The sequence below is a fragment of the Sphingobacterium tabacisoli genome, from assembly GCF_017908035.1.
Lineage (GTDB): Bacteria > Bacteroidota > Bacteroidia > Sphingobacteriales > Sphingobacteriaceae > Sphingobacterium > Sphingobacterium tabacisoli.
Genome location: NZ_JAEQMU010000002.1, coordinates 189,764 through 208,623, shown reverse-complemented (window position 1 = coordinate 208,623; position 18,860 = coordinate 189,764). Strand labels below are relative to the sequence as shown.

16 protein-coding genes are annotated in these 18,860 nt (G+C 40.5%); 11 read left to right on the top strand and 5 right to left on the bottom strand.

From position 1 onward, the window contains the following. Nucleotides 1-4: 4 nt before the first annotated feature. A complete protein-coding gene (locus JKG64_RS11780) occupies nt 5-1,042 on the bottom strand; it encodes a sensor histidine kinase (protein ID WP_210354508.1) in 1,038 nt (345 codons plus the stop codon). Between the two features lie 337 nt (nt 1,043-1,379). On the opposite strand from JKG64_RS11780, the gene JKG64_RS11775 reads away from it, so the two are divergent. From JKG64_RS11775 to JKG64_RS11755, 5 genes are all read left to right on the top strand, one after another. Then, nucleotides 1,380-2,237, top strand: coding sequence for a KilA-N domain-containing protein (locus JKG64_RS11775; protein WP_210354507.1), 858 nt, complete (start codon nt 1,380-1,382; stop codon nt 2,235-2,237). A 218-nt stretch (nt 2,238-2,455) separates the two neighbouring features. Beyond that, nucleotides 2,456-2,998 carry a hypothetical protein gene (locus tag JKG64_RS11770; protein WP_210354506.1) on the top strand — a complete coding sequence of 181 codons (543 nt, stop codon included), beginning with the start codon at nt 2,456-2,458 and terminating at the stop codon, nt 2,996-2,998. Between the two features lie 407 nt (nt 2,999-3,405). After that, on the top strand, nt 3,406-3,852 hold the full coding sequence (locus JKG64_RS11765) for a DUF695 domain-containing protein (RefSeq protein WP_210354505.1): 447 nt from the start codon (nt 3,406-3,408) through the stop codon (nt 3,850-3,852). Between the two features lie 149 nt (nt 3,853-4,001). Continuing rightward, nucleotides 4,002-4,451 carry a GNAT family N-acetyltransferase gene (locus JKG64_RS11760; RefSeq protein WP_210354504.1) on the top strand — a complete coding sequence of 150 codons (450 nt, stop codon included), beginning with the start codon at nt 4,002-4,004 and terminating at the stop codon, nt 4,449-4,451. Nucleotides 4,452-4,496: 45 nt separating this feature from the next. Beyond that, the gene (locus tag JKG64_RS11755; RefSeq protein WP_210354503.1) at nt 4,497-4,949 is read left to right on the top strand and encodes a GNAT family N-acetyltransferase; all 453 of its coding nucleotides are present in this window, start codon (nt 4,497-4,499) and stop codon (nt 4,947-4,949) included. 190 nt (nt 4,950-5,139) lie between these two features. Here the strand turns inward: JKG64_RS11755 and JKG64_RS11750 are convergent, their stop codons facing one another. After that, nucleotides 5,140-5,589 carry a protein-disulfide reductase DsbD domain-containing protein gene (locus tag JKG64_RS11750; RefSeq protein ID WP_210354502.1) on the bottom strand — a complete coding sequence of 150 codons (450 nt, stop codon included), beginning with the start codon at nt 5,587-5,589 and terminating at the stop codon, nt 5,140-5,142. 726 nt (nt 5,590-6,315) lie between these two features. Here JKG64_RS11750 and JKG64_RS11745 point away from each other — a divergent pair. After that, a complete protein-coding gene (locus tag JKG64_RS11745) occupies nt 6,316-7,077 on the top strand; it encodes a class I SAM-dependent methyltransferase (RefSeq protein WP_210354501.1) in 762 nt (253 codons plus the stop codon). A 152-nt stretch (nt 7,078-7,229) separates the two neighbouring features. On the opposite strand, the gene srmL is transcribed toward JKG64_RS11745, so the two are convergent. The 3 genes from srmL to JKG64_RS11730 form a co-directional block, all read right to left on the bottom strand. Beyond that, nucleotides 7,230-8,264 (bottom strand): PheS-related mystery ligase SrmL, encoded by a 1,035-nt coding sequence (gene srmL, locus JKG64_RS11740; protein ID WP_210354500.1) that lies wholly within the window; start codon nt 8,262-8,264, stop codon nt 7,230-7,232. 519 nt (nt 8,265-8,783) lie between these two features. Beyond that, nucleotides 8,784-10,748 (bottom strand): hypothetical protein, encoded by a 1,965-nt coding sequence (locus JKG64_RS11735; RefSeq protein ID WP_210354499.1) that lies wholly within the window; start codon nt 10,746-10,748, stop codon nt 8,784-8,786. A 7-nt stretch (nt 10,749-10,755) separates the two neighbouring features. Next, the gene (locus JKG64_RS11730; protein WP_210354498.1) at nt 10,756-10,917 is read right to left on the bottom strand and encodes a hypothetical protein; all 162 of its coding nucleotides are present in this window, start codon (nt 10,915-10,917) and stop codon (nt 10,756-10,758) included. 389 nt (nt 10,918-11,306) lie between these two features. On the opposite strand from JKG64_RS11730, the gene JKG64_RS11725 reads away from it, so the two are divergent. The 5 genes from JKG64_RS11725 to JKG64_RS11705 all read left to right on the top strand — a co-directional run bounded on the left by JKG64_RS11725 (nt 11,307) and on the right by JKG64_RS11705 (nt 18,858). Beyond that, nucleotides 11,307-11,765 carry a DUF6428 family protein gene (locus JKG64_RS11725; protein ID WP_210354931.1) on the top strand — a complete coding sequence of 153 codons (459 nt, stop codon included), beginning with the start codon at nt 11,307-11,309 and terminating at the stop codon, nt 11,763-11,765. 182 nt (nt 11,766-11,947) lie between these two features. After that, nucleotides 11,948-12,502: an RNA polymerase sigma factor gene (locus tag JKG64_RS11720; RefSeq protein WP_210354497.1), complete on the top strand. Its 555-nt coding sequence runs from the start codon at nt 11,948-11,950 to the stop codon at nt 12,500-12,502. A gap of 73 nt (nt 12,503-12,575) precedes the next feature. Beyond that, nucleotides 12,576-13,715 (top strand): FecR family protein, encoded by a 1,140-nt coding sequence (locus JKG64_RS11715; RefSeq protein ID WP_210354496.1) that lies wholly within the window; start codon nt 12,576-12,578, stop codon nt 13,713-13,715. Between the two features lie 159 nt (nt 13,716-13,874). After that, complete coding sequence (locus JKG64_RS11710) at nt 13,875-17,336, top strand: TonB-dependent receptor (RefSeq protein WP_210354495.1); 3,462 nt, start codon at nt 13,875-13,877, stop codon at nt 17,334-17,336. A 31-nt stretch (nt 17,337-17,367) separates the two neighbouring features. Beyond that, nucleotides 17,368-18,858, top strand: coding sequence for a RagB/SusD family nutrient uptake outer membrane protein (locus tag JKG64_RS11705; RefSeq protein ID WP_210354494.1), 1,491 nt, complete (start codon nt 17,368-17,370; stop codon nt 18,856-18,858). Nucleotides 18,859-18,860: the final 2 nt, after the last annotated feature.

Here is an 18,860-nt window from a genome sequence, read left to right as displayed (position 1 = left end):
GCGCTTATTTTAGAGGTAATATAACGGTAAATAACTGTCCATCATCATATACACGGACAGATTGCCCTACCAATAACTTGAATCGACTCTCCAGATTATCAAGTCCTGTGCCATTGGTCGTAGGGCGTACGAGCTTTGGATAAATTGGATTAGAAATACACAGTTCGTCCTCTTCGTTTAACCATATCCTGACCAGCATTTTGTGATCGCTATCTACCACATTGTGCACCACAATATTGTCCAATAACGGGAGAATGGAGAGCACGGGAATCTTCAGATTAAGTTTACGCTTTTCAATTTCGATTTGATACTGCAACTTATCCGAAAAGCGCACCTCCATCATGTACTGAAAGGAATTGACGAAGACTAGTTCTTCTGCAAGTGTAACGAGTCCTTTCTTATGACTTTGTAGGATATATCGGAATACATCGGACAACTTGTCGAGGTAGGTCAATGTCAACTGATCCTCCTTCTTACGGATGAGTGACGCTAAGCCATTGAGCGAGTTAAAGAAAAAATGAGGGTTGATCTGATTAGTCAATGCGTCGTAGCTGTTCTGTAAATTTTGTACTCGGAGTTCCTCGATTTCCTTATCTTTTTTCCTTTGGTCGAGATACAGCATCGCAATGTGACCAACCAACGTGCTCAATACAGCGACAATGAAAAACTGAAAAAGTACAAGGCTTCCATAATGCCTGTTTTTTACCAGAAGTAGGTAAGATATCCCCCCGTATAGGGCAAATGCAATAAAAGTAATTAATAGATTAATAAAGAATCGTTTAGAAAGTGTAATGCTATGCAACGATTTTAAGTTATACCGGACCAATAAGAAGATCAATGTAGAAAGTAAACTGTAACGGATCAGCAATAAGGTGATCCGTTCGGTTTTTGCACCTCCGGCCAATTCTTTCAGCTCATAAGGTAACCACGTAATATCGGGATAGATTACAAAAAGAGCAGACAGCACTGCTAAACCCAGTAACTGCCAGGTCTTAAATCTATCTAAGAGATCATATGTTTTGTCAACTGAGGTATCTCGCATGTACTAAAATTACGAATTTGTAACTTCATTATATGCAAACGGAGATTAAAACGAAAAATGGGGTATTGAAAGCGAATGAATGAGATTGGTTGATACACCGCAGAACAAATTGCCAAGAAACAGAGAGTCTACGATCAAAATATAAAATTGCTTTTCGAATACATCGACTGCTTGCATGAGAAGGAAGAAAAAAGGTCACAAACTGTGACCTTAAAGGTAAAATCGGATTTAAGGTCGGAGGAAAATAGAATACGAACAATAAAGCTAATTTTTTTAGTATATTATTTTTATATGTACCTTAGCATCACCAAAGTATTATATTAAACTTAAGTGAGTTATGAGTAAAAACAAAAAGATTAATGTTAAAGGTGTTGACATATTACTGTATCAAAACAGAAATGAGGATTTCATATTCCTGACTGACATCGCACGTCATAAAGATGAAAAACATACAGATTCTATCATCCAAAACTGGATTAGAAATCGGAATACGATTGAGCTTTTAGGTTTTTGGGAAATGATATACAACCCAGATTTTAAACCCCTCGAATTCGAGGGGTTTAGGAAACAAGCTGGATTGAATAGCTTTGTAATGACTCCAAAGCGATGGATTGAAAGTACAAATGCCATAGGGATAATTTCCAAATCAGGCAGATATGGAGGCACCTTTGCTCACAAAGATATCGCACTTGAATTCGCTTCATGGATTTCAATCGAGTTCAAACTTTATGTAATTAAAGAGTTTCAACGTCTAAAAGACGATGAAAACGACCGACTAAAACTGGATTGGAATCTACAACGCACACTGGCTAAGGTTAATTATCAGATACACACTGATGCTATAAAAACGAACATCATACCGAACGAAATCACGAAGCAACAAGCTGGACTTGTGTATGCTACAGAAGCGGACCTGCTTAACGTGGCTCTCTTCGGCGTTACTGCCAAGGAATGGCGGGAAGCGAACCCCGATCTGAAAGGAACGACGAAGTCCTCAACGAAGTTAAATATGCGAGATGATGCTACCATAGAACAACTGGTGGTATTGAGCAACCTAGAGAGCATTAATGCACTACTCATCCAACAGGGGGTGCAACAAAGCGATAGATTAATCGAACTGAATAAGGTGGCTATCACGCAGATGAAATCGTTACTACAGAGTGAGGTTATTAAAAAAATAAAAGCGATCAGATAGAAACATTGCTAGATTCACTCCGGAGTTCATTTTCAATTTATTATTTTTAAAACGAAAAATGGATTCCTACGGAATTTATGTTTGAAATGTCTGATGAAGAGTTTGGGGATTTGAGGTCGCAAATTGCGACCTCAAAAGAAATACGAAGAGGAAGAAAACAAGATAATAAAGCAGAATTCGAAGGGTGAAATCAGATTTAAGGTCGGAGGAAAATAAATATGAATGAATATCAAAAATACTTAGAGCAGTTTAAACAGGATCTGCAGCGTTTATCCGAACAAACAATTAGCGATATACGCGACATTCTGATGGATAAAAGCATCGTGTATCAATACAAAAGAACAAATGAGGATATTGTAGTTTATCTGTTCGAATATGACTTTGAACTACTCGATTTAACCTTCTATGGACTGGACAAAAATTTAAGTCAATATACCGAGCATATTTCCATTCCAAGCAAATTTCCGGAGAAGGATTGGAAAACAATCACACGCAATTCTATCTACAGTTTTGAAAGCGAAAAGACGATGAAGCGGTATGACGATAATGTTGACAAGGATGAATCCCGCTTATATGACAGCTATTTTGACGAAAAGAACGATGCCTTTGAAAATTGGTTTTTTGACTGTTGGAAAGAAGCAAGCCAAGACATCGAGCTTCAAAAAGGAATGTATTTTTCTATCCATGATACGGGAGATCGAATCGACCTCTCCACGATGACCGAAGTGAGCGAAGAGGAAATTGTAAAGAGATTGGAATGAATCTCTTGTATAGCTATTGTCTCTATAAAAGAATCGTAACCTTTATGTTATTTTACTATGCAGACATAAGATTGGCGCGCACTTTGCGATAGGTTTAGTATTCATAATTTAGGTTAATAATTGGTTAGTTAAAAATACCTGAAGCTCCCCGCTTCAGGTATTTTTTATTAGGTTATTACAAGTACAGTTATTTAAACGGCTATTTTAAAGCAAGTAAAGAGTCTATATTTTTTTCCTTAATTTAGCCAAACAGTCAATCGTAGTGCGATACAGTGGAAAAGCGCACGTAATAGAAACAATTAGAGATAAAACAAATCGATCCACCAGCTGGCGGATTCTACAATAAATGCGAAGCATTCATGAGTTCCATCGAGAAAACAATTAAATGCACGAATAATTATTTACATATGAATTGGGAAGAGATTAAATCAGACAGCCAAAAAGTATATCCAGCAAGTAGCATCACTCTTTTTATGATGGATACTGAAAGTGGAAAACCTGCGACTCATTGGGTTGATAAAGCTTACAAAAACTACGCCTTTAAAGAGGAATGTATGTTCAACTGTTATGTTAGTATTGATCTGACAGATGAATTTAATGTGCAAAAGAAGGATCTTGATTTTGCTGATATTGAAGAATATTTCACCACAAAACTTAGAGAAGTTGGTATTTGTCATATTGTTGCCCGGATTACAACAGACATCGGACTAAACCTGGAATTGTATGTTGATAATGTAGAAAATTCAATTGATAAATTCAACGAAATCGAAGATGATCCAAACAGGTTGGTTAATTTTAATTGCGAAATCCGTGACGATGCGGATTGGGAAAATGTAGAAGGACTTCTAAATTAAACGTCTTATGCCCAGATTGCTCCACTACGACTACGGTATATCCTTAGATACGCATCGTGAAAACTGGATAAAGGCTATTCAAGCTTACAATTTAAACTGGCCCAATATATCAGACTTAAAAGGATAGAATAATATAGTAGCAAAACAATATGAAAATAATCTCTGTACGAGAAAATCCGGAATATAAAGATGTGGCCATCCAATATTTTCAAGGCAGCTGGCCTGAGGTGGCTCCCATCATTTATCAGGATTGTATCGCAAACTGTATAGGTGCGGCACAATCACTACCGCAATGGTATCTGCTCGAAAAAGATAGCGAGATAATCGGCTGTGCGGGACTAATTACAAACGATTTCATAAGCCGTATGGACCTGTACCCATGGCTCTGCGCTTTATTCATCAATGAAGAACACAGGGGGAATAACTACGGTAATATCCTCATTGAGCATATAAAATCGAACACAAAACAATTTGGATTTGCCCATCTATATCTTAGTACTGAGCATATCGGATATTATGAGAAACTGGGCTTTGAATACATCGCACAAGGTTATCACCCATGGGGCGACGAATCTAGAATCTATAGGGTATTGGTATAATGGACTAGCTTTTATTCTTTATCTTGATATTATTATCATGCAAAGATGAACTTAAATATAAACTACAGGCCGGCCCTTGACAGTGATAAAAGCTTTCTATTAGAGCTGAGATCCAAAACTATGGACCCTCATCTAACAGCCTCTTCCCTACCTGTATCCCAGGAAGCACATCTGCAGCGGATAAATTATAAGTTTGACCAGGCCTATATAATTGAACTGGACAAGGTGGCAATCGGACTTCTTAAAGCTGACCGTAAGATCGATGATATAGAAATTATACAGATTCAGATCGCTCCGGAGTATCAAAATAAAGGTATTGGCAGATCGGTCTTGCAAGCCATCCTCCAGGAGGCCACCGCATCAAACAGATCGGTATCCCTCAGTGTTCTAAAAGTGAATAGAGCACAGGAGCTCTATATAAGCCTAGGCTTTAGAACCGTAGCTGAGGAGGAGTCTTCTTACTTAATGAAGTATAGCGATACTGGTATGATCTTTTAGCTGGTGTCTTTAACCAAAAATATAAGATACAAAAAAGCCGTCCCAAATCTGAAACAGCTTTCGTTATGTTATATCATAGGCTCGATTTAGAGCTTTTTGAATGCTTCTATGTTTTTACAGAACATGGTGTACTGATATTATCAAGTATCTCGAATAACCACACACTAAATCCTTAAAGGAAGTATTTAACTTATTTTATTGCAATACTAAATCGATATTCATCTTCAGGCAGACATTCTTTTGCATCGCAGGACATAAATGATACCATTCCCTTGATGGAGGTCTGGTCTTTATTAAGCTTTACCTTCTGCTGAAAAGTAACTTCTTTTTGGTAATAAGGGACGTTCATTTTAAAATCCTTTTCGTACTTACTCTTAGGTGCCGGCCCGGTTACTTTATCCACAGTAGTATAGTCTTTTGATGGTTGGAAAGTAAATACTGTAGAAATAGGACCTCCCTCAGGGACATTTAGTCCATAAATATGCCAACCGTCCTGAATGCTAGCTTTTATAAAAACGACAGCTTCCTTACTGTTTAGCTTTTTAGAGGCTACTGACCATTTCACAGGCTGACGGATCTGAGCTAGTGCACCATAGACCGTCAAAGTCAATAATAATAGTAATAAATTTAATTTTTTCATTTTTATATATTTTAGTTTTTTGTATTAATCCCGATGCGTGTTCGCTAAGCTTTCACATTTAATCTGTCGTCTATAGGAGTTAAATATTTTTTTTGTTCCGGATCTGATAATACAGTCGGCCTTCTGGTCATCGATCTTTTAATCTAATGATAAATATAAAATGTTGATCTCAAATAATCTCGATATACAACCTACAATTTCCGTAACGGATACGTCATTGTTACAGAAAGATGCAGTATATCAGACAAAGCCATTATAGAACATACCATCTTTACCATTAGAGATCAGTAAGTGCTATTCGTCAGTAACCGAACATACTGATAGACAAACATCTGTACGAAGAAAAACTCTTCCAATGAGGTGTCAGAAGATTCGACAACAGTAAAACCATGCTGTCTGCACAAAAGAATTATAACCTTTATGTTGTTTTACTATGCAAACATAGAATTGGCATACACTTTGCAATAGTATCAGTATTCATAATTTAGGTTAATAATTGGTTAGTTAAAAATACCTGAAGCTCCCCGCTTCAGGTATTTTTTTGTTGAATATACCTACATTTTACATTTGTAGGGAGGACGAACTGTATCGGATGAAAGATGCTGAAATCGAGGAACACTGAAATTGATTTACGAAAACCTATCTTTTTATAATTAAGATAGGCCTGACTTGAATTAATCGTCATTTAGCCTTAAATTAGAAACTACGCTAATCGTTTACAGAGCTATGCAAACAAATAAATCAAATACAACAAGATTTTCAGACCGGGTATCTGACTACGTGAAATATAGGCCTCACTATCCTAAAGAGATGATCGAAAAACTGTCTCAGACGATAGGCTTAGAAAGTAACTTTATCGTGGCAGATATCGGCAGCGGAACCGGACTGTCTTCTCAACGATTTATAGAGGCCGGGAATCTGGTATACGCAGTGGAGCCTAATTTAGAAATGCGACAGGCTAGCGAAGCTTTTTTTGATGGTAATAAGAATTTCAAACCTATAAATGGTACAGCAGAGGAAACTACTTTAGAAGATCAGTCCATAGATTTAATCTTCTGTGGACAAGCATACCATTGGTTCGATTTCGAAAAGGCGAAGAAAGAGTTTCTCCGAATTTTAAAACCCGAAGGAACCATGGTGTTGGCGTGGAATGAAAGAAGTATACAGGATCCTTTTCAACAGAAATACGAACGTCTAATGAGAAAATTAATACCAGAGTATGCTAAGGTGACGCAAAAAAATATAAATGTAGATGAGATTCGTTCTTTTTTAGCACCCAAGGTAATGGAATTGATTGAATTGGACAATCAGCAGATTTTCAATCTAACAGAACTAAAAGGAAGACTCCGCTCCTCTTCTTATGCCCCAAAAGAAGGGGACAAAAACTATGATGTGGTAATGAATGCACTAGAACAACTCTTTGACAGCTACCAAGAGAATGGAAAGGTGATCTTTAAATACGACACGATGCTCTATGTAGGTCGGTAAATACATAATGTTAACGTCAAAATAGATAATACTATCGGCTTAGAAATTGTAATAAAATATCAGTATTCATAGTTTAGGTTAATAATTGATTAATTAAGAATACCTGAAGCTCCTCGCTTCAGGTATTCTTATTGACTGTAATAAGTGTACTGTTATCTTAATTCAACATCAAATCGTTGTGAAAGCACATCTCTGATTTTTTGCTGTATCCTATTGATCTCTTCATTGGACAGGGTACGCTCTGCTGAGCGATAGGCAATCCGATAAGAGAGTGATGTTCGCCCACCTTTTTCGTATCTGTCCTGCAAAGCAACGGCTTCGATAAGGTCTGTCCCTTCTTCTCTGATAATCTCACAAAAATCATTGTACATTGACCATCCTCCCTCTCTGTTGTCCCTATAATTGTTAACCCAGAATGATATATCCTTATAAACGGGTGGATATTTGGAATACTCCCGAAATGGAACTAGGCCTTCTTTGAATTGATTGATAAAACGCTCGTCTGTGGTCCACAGGTAGCGGATATCTGGAATATCGCAGTAGGATAGCACTAGACGATCTAAGCCCAGACCGAAAGCCCAGCCTGTAGCATCGATACTGCAATTTTTTAGGATTGTAGGATGAACTACTCCCGCTCCGAGAACCTCCATCCATTCCTGATCCTGATAAACTTCGATCTGTATGGAGGGATCCGTAAATGGGAAATAATCGTCTAAGAATCTGTAGGTCTTGCCCGGATAGAGATACGTGATCAGTCCAGATAGGGTCTCCTTTAAGTCAGCCAGGGCATCTGTACCCTTTGGCAGTATCTTAACTACTTCCATCTGATGGAAGACAGGATAATGTGTACGGTCTATGGTATCTTTTCGATAGACATCTCCGGTAACAATAAACTGCTTATGCCCCTGCTTCAATAATTCGTTCTGGTGGGCCGAAGTCTGGGTACGTAAGACCTGATCGGAGTCCAGATAGTAGGTATCACTAGCTGATCGGGCGGGATGATCCTCGGGCAAGAGCAACTCGTCAAAGTTTCCTTTGGTGCTCACGACCTCGGACAGGTTATCAAAAGTGGTGAAGTCATGAAAATAAGATTGTATTTTATGCTTTAGCTGACAGACTGGATGTTGTTCATTGTTGTGTAATTTGAGACTACGTTTATCGTTTATAGTCTTAGGGATATTATTCATATCTATTATTATATCGCACTCCACGACAATCCTGTCGTAGGGCATGTTATTAAAAAATCGTAAAGTAAAAATGTTATGTTGGTATCCGTACGTAACGGACATAGTAGTTTATCTCGGCCCTGGGGGGCCAAAAAAGAAAAAGAAGAAGAAGAATATATTGATGTTACAATTCACTACTTAAACGTACTATTATCGCTTTGAAAAGACCTCCTAAACTGTATGGAAAGCTATCCCTTCAATTTCAGCTGATTACAATATTACGGCTTTCTTATCAAAAAAAACATGCAGTCAAAAGGAATAAATGTGCTTTTTGTAATATCGAACGTAATGAAACAGCAGAATTGTATACCGCAAAAGATAAATGTCATATATATAAAGGAATATTGTTGTATAATGATTAAAAAGAATCATCGACGTGCTGGACGAGAACAGACTGCCCTACTTGATATATAAACTAGAAAAGGCCGTTCTGAATTTTACTTCAGAACGGCCTTTATCATATTATACTATGTGTGTATATTAGTTTCTATTAATACCATAATAATGTGCTCTATTCAACATCCAAGCCATTACATTTCCAAACATCATACTATTAGCAATGGTAAAGCCTCCAGCGGGTGTACCTTTTCCTGGAGAATTGCTTGTCGCAGCTGTCCCATAGCCTGCTGTAATCGGGAAATTACTGCTATTAATCCGGAAAGGTTCTCTCGTCGTATTTGATGCTGAAATATTATCATATAGGAAAAAGCCACCGTCCCCAGCAAAAAAGAATCCCTTTGTCTTGTGTCTAAAAAGCACCATCCCTGCTTGACTAGGAGGCCCATCATTCTGAGAATGTGTAGAGTAAGCGATAACATTATTTCCGGTATACCCAGTAACGTACGATGCCCCAAGCCTATCTTGTCCCCAGTGATAGTTTCTTACATCACCAAAGGGCCCCATCAAAATGGTCGAATCTATTAATGCCTCATAGGTATCTGTAAATTTATAGACGGTATAGTTTTCGGTATTAAGAACCATGCCTACTGATTGACCTAGAATATTTGATATTCCTGTTGCCGCATAGGATTCAGCTCCTCCCGCATCCTGTGTATAAAACACATTTCCCCCTCTGTTAATATAATTGTTAATAAGAACCCAGCATTCAGCATCCCAATAATTATAATTATTGGCAAGTACCAAAACATCGGGATAGGTTGCTGGATCACTCATTCTGTTTTTGAATCTAGTCCAACTACTACTCAGAGTTGACGCAAGATTATCATTTGTCGGAGGATCAATATAAATCTCCTTAATCGGAACATATTTACTCGTAGGCCCAAAATTAGTAGCTGTTCCTAAAAATTTTCCAGCCCCAGAGTTAGGACCTAAACGATAACCGTCACCATTAGCAGCATTACTAAAAGGCAGTATATGCATCCTAGGAAGGGAAAAAGTAATCTCCAAAGTGCCTTTGAGCAGGTAACCCGGTTTAAAATAGGGAGTCGTTCCAAAGCTAAAACTCACATAGCCATCATTGGGAAGACTTGATCCGCTAATAGGTCGTGTCGTAGTACTTGTATACTGAACATTTAAACTATTAATCTTGACCCCCCACGTGGCTAAACCGTGATCTGCTGAGTAATGGTGCGCAACCCGCTTATTAACACCTCCCTCCGTCTCATTTACAAAATTTAGAGTTGTAATATTCGCTGAAGTCAAGGCGCCTTGTGGTAGCTCGCCAGTCAATATATTAAACGTACCGGTCTTAATAATATTAGAATTCGAAAACTCACCAGTAGTGGCTAAAATGGCTCTAAATCCTGTACTTTCTTTGACCTCGACTTTATAGTGTGTAAGCTGGTGCTTAAATAGGATAGGTAATACGGTGCCCAGCGCAGTTGGTGTTATGGTGCCGCTAGCATACAATAAAGGCGTACTAGTGGGCGTGGTCAATACCGGATTAACGGTATTCGGAGCTGGTATCGAGGCACTGGTATTATAAGAGTAGGCATACCATTTGTACGTGGTTCCCGATGTAACAGATATATGCTGTACCTGCCCTGTTGTCACCTCTATCGAAGCCACAAGTGCATTCGCATTAGTATAGACTAACAGTCTATATTTCGTATTATTCTCCATAGACACAGATCTTGTCCCAGGCTTAAGGAGCTCTTCAAAGCCGCTCTGATCAGCACTCATATCTGATTTGACAGCGAAAAACACATCGTCCTTTATAAAAGTCTCCTCATTTGGCTTCTCCTCTTCAGGTAACAGTACGTAATTCGAACGACCAGCAGAGGACTTTAAATTGGGAAGGCTGATATCGCTATCGACACCTTCTACTTTAAAAATCAGCTCCACAGCCTCGCCTGTAGCCACTTCTTCTTCCTTTTTCGTTTTTGAACATCCCGCAATCAGAAAAGCGGAGACAACTAGTAAAAGAGCTTTATAATAAACTATTCTTTTTACCGTTTTTTTAGGGATAATTAATAAATCTCTCATAGCTTAATTATAAATCAATGGTCCACTGTTGCTTATCTTCCAATATAAGTTCGTCTTCTATCCGGGGTGTACTTGTAGCTCCACCTGTAACAATAGATGCTGCGGCAATACTCTCCTCCAATTCGATTTTAAAAACCTCCAGAGTCGGTGCTTTATAAATTTTCTTCATAGACATATATTTATTCACGTATTATCCTTATCCAATAAAGCCCGCTCACACTTCGTATTTACGGTGTAGCGTAGCTGTTGACAAGTCATTTTGTTCAATCATGTGTTATTTAATGTGCCGAATAGAATATCTAAGCTGTGTGCGATGAGCTCGTGAGATAATCACATTGTGCACGATTTTACTTCTTCATAGGTGTACCCTGTATCATAGGAATATCTTATTAACAACAATAGTAGATATAATAGAAAACATCTCTTTTTAAAGACACTTCACCTATTTCAATTCAAAAGAAATATTTCTCCAATATTTCAAATATTGATGTGCAATAATAAAATATTATAACAGCAAGTTATTAAAAAACATATACTCAAAATTACTCAACTCCTGATATCAAGGATGTTACAAAGAACACGCAAATCTTAAAGACATTGGATACTGCCGAGTTCCAGCTGGAAGACGGATCCTTTGTCCCCGAACATTTCCATGTGACAGAAGTAGGTCAAAGCAATAAACACTTTATTGACTGTGGAGGCGTGACGCGAACTGAAAACAGGGTCAATTTTCAACTTTGGAATGCCGATGACTATGAGCACAGACTGAAACCGGCGAAACTATTACATATTATTGAACTGTCGGAAAAAACACTGCACATCGGCGACTACGAGATCGAAGTAGAATACCAAAGCAGTACGATCGGGAAGTACGGCCTGGATTTTAACGGCAAGCACTTTATAATGACGAACAAAACGACGGCATGCCTGGCGGAAGATGCCTGTGGTATCCCAAGCCGTCTCACGGTGGTGGAAGCTACTGCAAATAGCTGCACTCCGGGTTCTGGCTGCTGTTAGTAAACAGAGTGGCTACTTTCTGCTCTATTTTCTAGCGCAGACTATAAAATAGAGCAGAGCGAAAAAAACAGATTCAAATAGATTGGAAAATAAACTATTATAATTTAATAAAAATACATTATGTTTACTTAAACTAACAAAGACGTTGGACCTCTTGGTTCTACGGCCGAACTTATAAACACTTGAAAAGCGCTTTCTTCATATTAAAACAGTTGCAAAAAGGCAATCAGCTGGCTTTTCGGGAGCTTTATACCAATTTCAGTGCACGGGTTTACCAACTTGCTTTCAATATCCTACGGGAGGTAATATATGCCGAAGAAATCGTACAGGACACCTTTCTGGAGGTGTGGAACGGACGGCAGCATATTGACTGTGAAGCCAGCATAGAGGCTTATCTCTATGTGATATGCCGCAATAAGAGTTTCAACAAACTCAAACAGATAAAAAGAGAACAGGCACTATTTGCACCGCTACAGGAATGCAACAACCCGAGCAGCGATACTGAAGAAAACAACCGTAAAGAAAGTGAGCTACGCGAACAGCTCGAAATCATTATCCGGAAACTACCAGACCGCCGGCAGCTGATCTTCCGCCGCTGCAGACTGGAAGGCTTCTCACACAAAGAGATTGCCCTGGATCTCGACATTTCGGTGCAGACCGTAAAAAATCAGATGGCTACAGCCCTCAAATTTATACGGGACGAACTGCAAAAGGATAACAAAAACTTCACTATTTAATATTTATTTTTTCACATATAGTACTTCGTGGTTCTGAGAATTGTTATATCTATAAACAGCTCAATAACCAACCATGAATAAACATAAATTACCATATTTATTAAAATGCTATTTTGAAGGGGCACTAACCCCTGAGGAAGAAAAGCAGCTTCTTGAGTTATTGACCAATAACCCTTCTGAAGATATCCTGGCACAATTTGATGAATACTATAAACAATATGGTAAAGCTGTCCCCTTTCTAGACCATCAGCAAAATCAAGTGTGGGAAAATATCGTACGCCAACAACAGGAAAACGGCACCGCCCGTCCATCGCGCATGATTTTCAAATATGCCGCCGTAGCGATAGTCCTGCTGATAGGCACGGTCGGTCTATTCAAGTCTTTCTATAAAACAGAGAGCAGAAACAATTTCTCCGCTATAGAAAACTTCTCTTTTGACAATAGAGCTCCTCTTCTCTCCCTACGTGAGCCTGGACAGAATTTCCGCTTACTGAACGAATATGAGTTACAGCGCTATGGGGTATTTGTGCATGCCAACGGCACTACCTTTATCAATACACAGGAGGACCGTATACAACCCGACAATCTCGAATTAAAAATAAACACTAAAAAAGGACAGCTACACCAGGTTTTCCTACCGGATGGCAGTCAGGTTTTACTAAGTGCCAACTCTGAAATAAACGTACCACTGGTATTTGACAAACATGTACGCAGCCTATCGCTGATCGGCAACGCCTACTTTGACGTCATGGGCAATAAAGCCTGGCCCTTTCATGTAAAAACCCCGCACAACGTAACCAGGGTGCTGGGCACAAACTTTAACGTAAATGCTACAGTGGGCAAAGAAGAAGAAATAACCCTGCTGGAAGGTGCTGTAAAAATCTACAACAAAGAGAACAGTATACTATTAAAACCGGGCGAGCAGGCATTTGGAAATAATGCCCTGCAAAAGCGAAAAGCAGACCTGAAGAAAGTAACGGCATGGCAACAGGGCTACCTTTACTTTGATAACCTAACTATCCGCGAGCTGATGAATTCGATCAACGAATGGTATAATCTCGAATTTGTCAGTTATGATTATGAAAGCGATGACCGGTTTTCCGGTTCATTCAAGCGTACCAATAGCCTAGAAGAATTACTGCAGAATTTACAGGAAGTCTCATCAATTAGATTTAAAGTTAAAGAAGGAGGAGTCTATGTATTGAAAAAATAACACCTATGAAAAACAATATACGGAGGTGCGGCAACACCTCCGTATGAGATAACGATTCACTACGAAAATTATAAATCATTTTATCCTATTCAAATGTACAAAACTTCTCACTCATGGCGGCAACCTGTAGGGAACAGAACCGTCAAAATTTTGATGCACATGAAACTCATCATCTTGTTTCTAACCATTGCTTGTGTACAGGTCAGTGCGCATAGCTATGGTCAATATGTTACTATAGAAGCTCGAAACAAGCCCTTTAAAGCTGTTCTCGCTGAAATCAGAAATCAAACGGGCATAGATTTTATATACAACACAAGGAATGTGAATGAATATGAAAATATAAATCTACGCTGTGAAAATATGCGTTGGACTACGGCACTGGAAGAGTTATTGTCGAAGCAGAAACTTCACTATAAAATCAATGACAATACGGTGCTCATCCAAAAAACGGAAGTAAATGAAGTCAGTACACCGACCGAAGCTAGACAGAATCAGGACGAGTTGGCAATAAGTGGCCGCGTGGTGGATATCAACCGACAGCCTATTGCAGGGGTGTCATTAAGTGTAAAAGGGAGTACCCGTGCCACGTCGACCAATAATAAGGGGCATTTTGCTTTCAGTGTGCCACGCAACAGTGTACTTGTCGTAAAGTATATAGGTTACCTACCTCAGGAGAAGCTGATTACCGATGCTAACCCTATCGAGATTGTCCTTCAATCTTCGGAAGAGCAACTGGATGAGGTCGTTGTAATCGGATACGGTACCCAATCCCGCAAGGAGAGTACCGGTAGCCTGACTTCTGTAAAGGGGGATGATATCAATAGTCTTCCGGTACAGAGTTTTGACGCAGCACTGGGTGGCCGTTCTTCGGGGGTACAGGTGAGTGCCAATGCAGGTGTACCAAACCAGGCTCCTGTTTTTAAAATCAGAGGAACAAACTCGTTATCGCTCAGCACCTACCCGCTTGTGGTAATCGACGGTGTACCTGCATTTGACACCAACGATGACTCTGGACCGAGTTATGCTTCCAACAACCCGCTATCGGCTATTAATCCGGCAGACATCGAAAGTATTGATATCGCAAAGGATGCGGCAGCAACAAGTATATACGGTAGCCGGGCTGCAAATGGCGTGGTATTCATCACAACAAAAAAAGGAAAAAGAGGCTCAACACGTGTCAATTACGAAGGCTGGTACGGTATCAATAAAGCAAACAGACTACCGAAGATGCTGAATGCGGCACAATATGTAGAGGTAAAAAACGAAGGGATACGTAACGATGGTTCTTATAATGAGAAGACAAACTATTTCTCCTTAAACAAGGATAAAGACGGAAATTTTATCGACACTGACTGGAACGACTATATCTACCGCACAGGGCAGTCTCATAGCCATGCACTCAATATATCCGGTGCAACGGATAAAACGAACTACTACGGCTCGATATCGTATGCAAATCAGGAAGGTATTTTTCAACGCAGTGGTTTCGAACGCAAATCAGCGATGTTCAATATCGACAACAAGACGACCAATTGGATGAAAGTCGGAGCTAAACTAAATTTCTCTAACGAAAATAACCTCGCAGCAATGTCTACGGGTACGGGTTCTACAGGAGCTTTTCAGTCTTCATCCTCTTCGGGTGCCATGTCCAGAATAGCCTTGATATCAGCTCCGGTGGCAGCTCCCTACAATAATGATGGCAGCTACAATACCACAGCCAGTGGTTTTATCGGACTGATGGACAATGAGGGCCACCTAAACCAATCTCGTTTTGGTTTTTACAACCCGGTTATCTCTTTGGACCACAACCGCTCGAACAACCATGTCAACAACATACAGTCTAATGCATTTATACAAATAAATCCATTGCCATGGATTTCCTTTAAGAGTATTTACGGTATTGACTACCGTCTTGCAAAATACGACCATTACCTTTCGCCACTGTCAGGTGAAGCGATATCGACCAACGGTTCGACGTTTAATCTCCAAGCGAATAAAGAGCGCTGGGTATGGACCAATACCCTTAATATTGACAAAAAATTTGCTGATGTGCACAGCTTAGGTGTATTACTGGGCCAAGAACAGCAACGTACTACAGGGAATCAGTTCGGCTTGCAACGTACCGGACAAAGTGACCCGTACTATACAACGATACAGGGTGGATGGCAGAATGTGGTAGCCTATGCTACTGGTAATCCAGAAATCAACAACTACCTATTCTCCTTATTCTCTAGGGTACAGTACGACTATAAAAAGAAATACTACGTCACAGCGAATCTCCGCCAGGATGAATACTCTGCTCTGGGGCTAAACAATAAAAAAGGGGTATTCTGGGGTGTATCTGCAGGCTGGGATATTACAAAAGAAGATTTCTGGAAAAACGCTTCTATCGCCAGCACGCTGACAAACCTTAAGCTGCGCGGAAGTTACGGTAAAGTTGGAAACGTAGGTGGTCTTTCGGATTTTGGCGCCATCAATACCTATAGTGCCAATCTGTATGGTGGACAGCCGGGATTGACCTATTCCATCACAGGTAACCCGGATCTGAAATGGGAAACCAGTAAAAAATTAGATATCGGTCTTGATTTTGGACTATTCGGTAAGATAACAGGGGAAATCGGGTACTACCGTAACACGGTCGATGGCTTGATTATCGCGGTGCCTCTACCTCCTTCTGCCGGGATTCCAAATGCGACGAACAACCGTATCCTGCAAAACGTAGGTGAGATGTATAATCAGGGGATAGAGATCACATTGAATACCGCACCGATAAAGAATGATAATTTCACCTGGAATACCTCTTTCAACTTCACGACCAATAAGAATGAAGTTAAAAATCTGGCCAACGGTGTATCCAGCATCATATTGGGCTCCAACGATGGCCTGACTATCACCATGCCGGGGCAAAGTGCAGGTATGCTCTACGTGATTGAAACCGCTGGTGTCGACCCAGCTACAGGACGTCAGATTTTTCTGGATGGTAATGGAAATAAAGTACTTTATCAGCAGAGCTTAAGTGGAGGCAACGGTGTCAAATACCAGTGGGAATATGAGGATGGAAGCCGTGCGCGGGCAATCACGCCGGCTGAAGACGCCAAACCTTACCGTAATGTAGCACCTAAGGTATTCGGAGGCTGGTCTAACTCGTTCAACTATAAAGGTATAGAGCTATCGGCATTGGTTACCTATCAATTCGGCGGACATATGATGAACGGAACACAAGCCAGTATGCGTGATATGCGTTTCTGGAACAACTCGGTCGATATGCTGGACAGATGGCAAAAGCCGGGTGATAATACGGACATTCCCCGACTGGTAAATAATGACAACGTATCTAATGGTAACACGCTGCCACTGTCGAAGAACGTGAGCTCGACGGATTTTATCCGACTTAAAAACATCATGGTATCCTATAATTTCCCTAGCGATATAGCCAAAAGAATAGGTGTCGGAAACCTACGTGCCTATGTAAGCGGACAGAATCTAGCAATGTGGACCAAATACACCGGATTCGACCCGGAGGTAACGACTTTTGGTAATTCAGCCATACAACAGGGTATCGACAAGAACCAGGCGCCTAATGCGCGTACCTATACGGTTGGACTGTCTGTTGGCTTTTAATCATTATTGATCACTATTAGGAATTTATATCATGAAGAATAATCTAAAATATATACTATGCTCCTCGCTACTTGTACTTTCCTTGGCGGGTTGCAAGAAAAACGAATGGCTTAATCCGAATCCACTGACCCTAATCACCGACGAAACTGCTTTTGGTAGCCCAGAGCGGATAGGTAACCAGGTGAACGGTCTATATGTAAATCTTAAAGCAACCAACCTGTACGGCAGCTGGGGAGTATTATTGAGCGATGTGCGCACAGGCGAATTTCATTCTTCCAATATGAATGGTGCTACAGGGGCCATTGTATTCTCGATGCTGACACAGGCGACAACCTCGGATGTCGAAGATGTCTGGGCGGCAGGCTACCTCGCCATAAATAAGGTGAATGTATTTCTCGAAGGCCTCGAGAGCAAAGGAAAAGCGGTATTGAGCGAAGAGCAATTCAACCAGTACAATGCAGAGGCCAGACTGATACGTGCTACGAGCTACTACCTGCTTCTGCAGCTCTATGCACGTCCTTACTGGGATGGCAAAGGCAGTATGCCCGGGCTTCCGCTTCGCCTGAAAGGTAATGTAGGCCCCGGCAACTACGACCTCAAAAGAAGCTCTGTAGCAGAAACCTATAAGCAGATTCTGGATGATCTGGATTTTGCAGAAAAGAATCTGCCCTCGAACTATACCTCTGCGGCTTTGAACACGACACGTGCACACAAAAACACGGCTATCGCTTTAAAAACCCGGGTATACCTGAGTATGGGCGAATACGACAAAGTGATCACGGAGGCAGACAAGATTGTCCCTGCTGCGGCGCCATTCGTAGCACCTACAGGTGTGGCCAATAAATTAATGGGCAGTGTTACTGAAGTCTTTAAAGCTCCTTATACATCGGACGAATCTATTTTCTCCATGCCTTTTAGTTCCAATGACGCTCCTGGCTCTTCCCTACCGCGATATTATATGCCGGGGCTTACCGATGGAGGAACTCCGACGAGTAACGGAGCAGGAGAGTACTCTCTGAATGTGGTCGAAGGGATCTTTGCCTCCAGCACCTGGGCAACGGATGACGATAGACGGACTTCATTTGTAAAGGTCGGCAAGCAAAGCGGCCGTCCTTGGCTTTTCAAATTTTATCAGGCTTCGCCCTACCTGGATTATATTCCTGTAATCCGCTATGCTGAGGTCGTCCTGAATCTTTCGGAAGCACTGGCACGGAGTAAAAAAACAGTCGATAGCCGTTCCCTCGCCCTGTTTAATGCGATCTACTCGCGTTCTAACCAAGGGAAAACGTACGCGTCTAGCGATTTCGGTACGCTGGATACCTATCTTGACCGTATTATTGAAGAAAGAAGGATTGAGTTCTTGGGAGAGGGCATCCGTAATGGTGACCTAATGCGTCTAGGCCAGACGATACCATCGAAGGTAAAACAGTCTATTCCTGCTGTCGCCCCTACAGAACCGAACTATATATTCCCAATACCGAACAGCGAACTGACATTGAATAACGCTATCAAAAACGACTGATA

What these genes read in the sequence shown, in the direction of transcription:
- JKG64_RS11780 (WP_210354508.1), bottom strand. Translation starts at nt 1,042, where the DNA reads ATGCGAGATACCTCAGTTGACAAAACATATGATCTCTTAGATAGATTT.
- JKG64_RS11775 (WP_210354507.1), top strand. Translation starts at nt 1,380, where the DNA reads ATGAGTAAAAACAAAAAGATTAATGTTAAAGGTGTTGACATATTACTG.
- JKG64_RS11770 (WP_210354506.1), top strand. Translation starts at nt 2,456, where the DNA reads ATGAATGAATATCAAAAATACTTAGAGCAGTTTAAACAGGATCTGCAG.
- JKG64_RS11765 (WP_210354505.1), top strand. Translation starts at nt 3,406, where the DNA reads ATGAATTGGGAAGAGATTAAATCAGACAGCCAAAAAGTATATCCAGCA.
- JKG64_RS11760 (WP_210354504.1), top strand. Translation starts at nt 4,002, where the DNA reads ATGAAAATAATCTCTGTACGAGAAAATCCGGAATATAAAGATGTGGCC.
- JKG64_RS11755 (WP_210354503.1), top strand. Translation starts at nt 4,497, where the DNA reads ATGAACTTAAATATAAACTACAGGCCGGCCCTTGACAGTGATAAAAGC.
- JKG64_RS11750 (WP_210354502.1), bottom strand. Translation starts at nt 5,589, where the DNA reads ATGAAAAAATTAAATTTATTACTATTATTATTGACTTTGACGGTCTAT.
- JKG64_RS11745 (WP_210354501.1), top strand. Translation starts at nt 6,316, where the DNA reads ATGCAAACAAATAAATCAAATACAACAAGATTTTCAGACCGGGTATCT.
- srmL (WP_210354500.1), bottom strand. Translation starts at nt 8,264, where the DNA reads ATGAATAATATCCCTAAGACTATAAACGATAAACGTAGTCTCAAATTA.
- JKG64_RS11735 (WP_210354499.1), bottom strand. Translation starts at nt 10,748, where the DNA reads ATGAGAGATTTATTAATTATCCCTAAAAAAACGGTAAAAAGAATAGTT.
- JKG64_RS11730 (WP_210354498.1), bottom strand. Translation starts at nt 10,917, where the DNA reads ATGAAGAAAATTTATAAAGCACCGACTCTGGAGGTTTTTAAAATCGAA.
- JKG64_RS11715 (WP_210354496.1), top strand. Translation starts at nt 12,576, where the DNA reads ATGAATAAACATAAATTACCATATTTATTAAAATGCTATTTTGAAGGG.
- JKG64_RS11710 (WP_210354495.1), top strand. Translation starts at nt 13,875, where the DNA reads ATGAAACTCATCATCTTGTTTCTAACCATTGCTTGTGTACAGGTCAGT.
- JKG64_RS11705 (WP_210354494.1), top strand. Translation starts at nt 17,368, where the DNA reads ATGAAGAATAATCTAAAATATATACTATGCTCCTCGCTACTTGTACTT.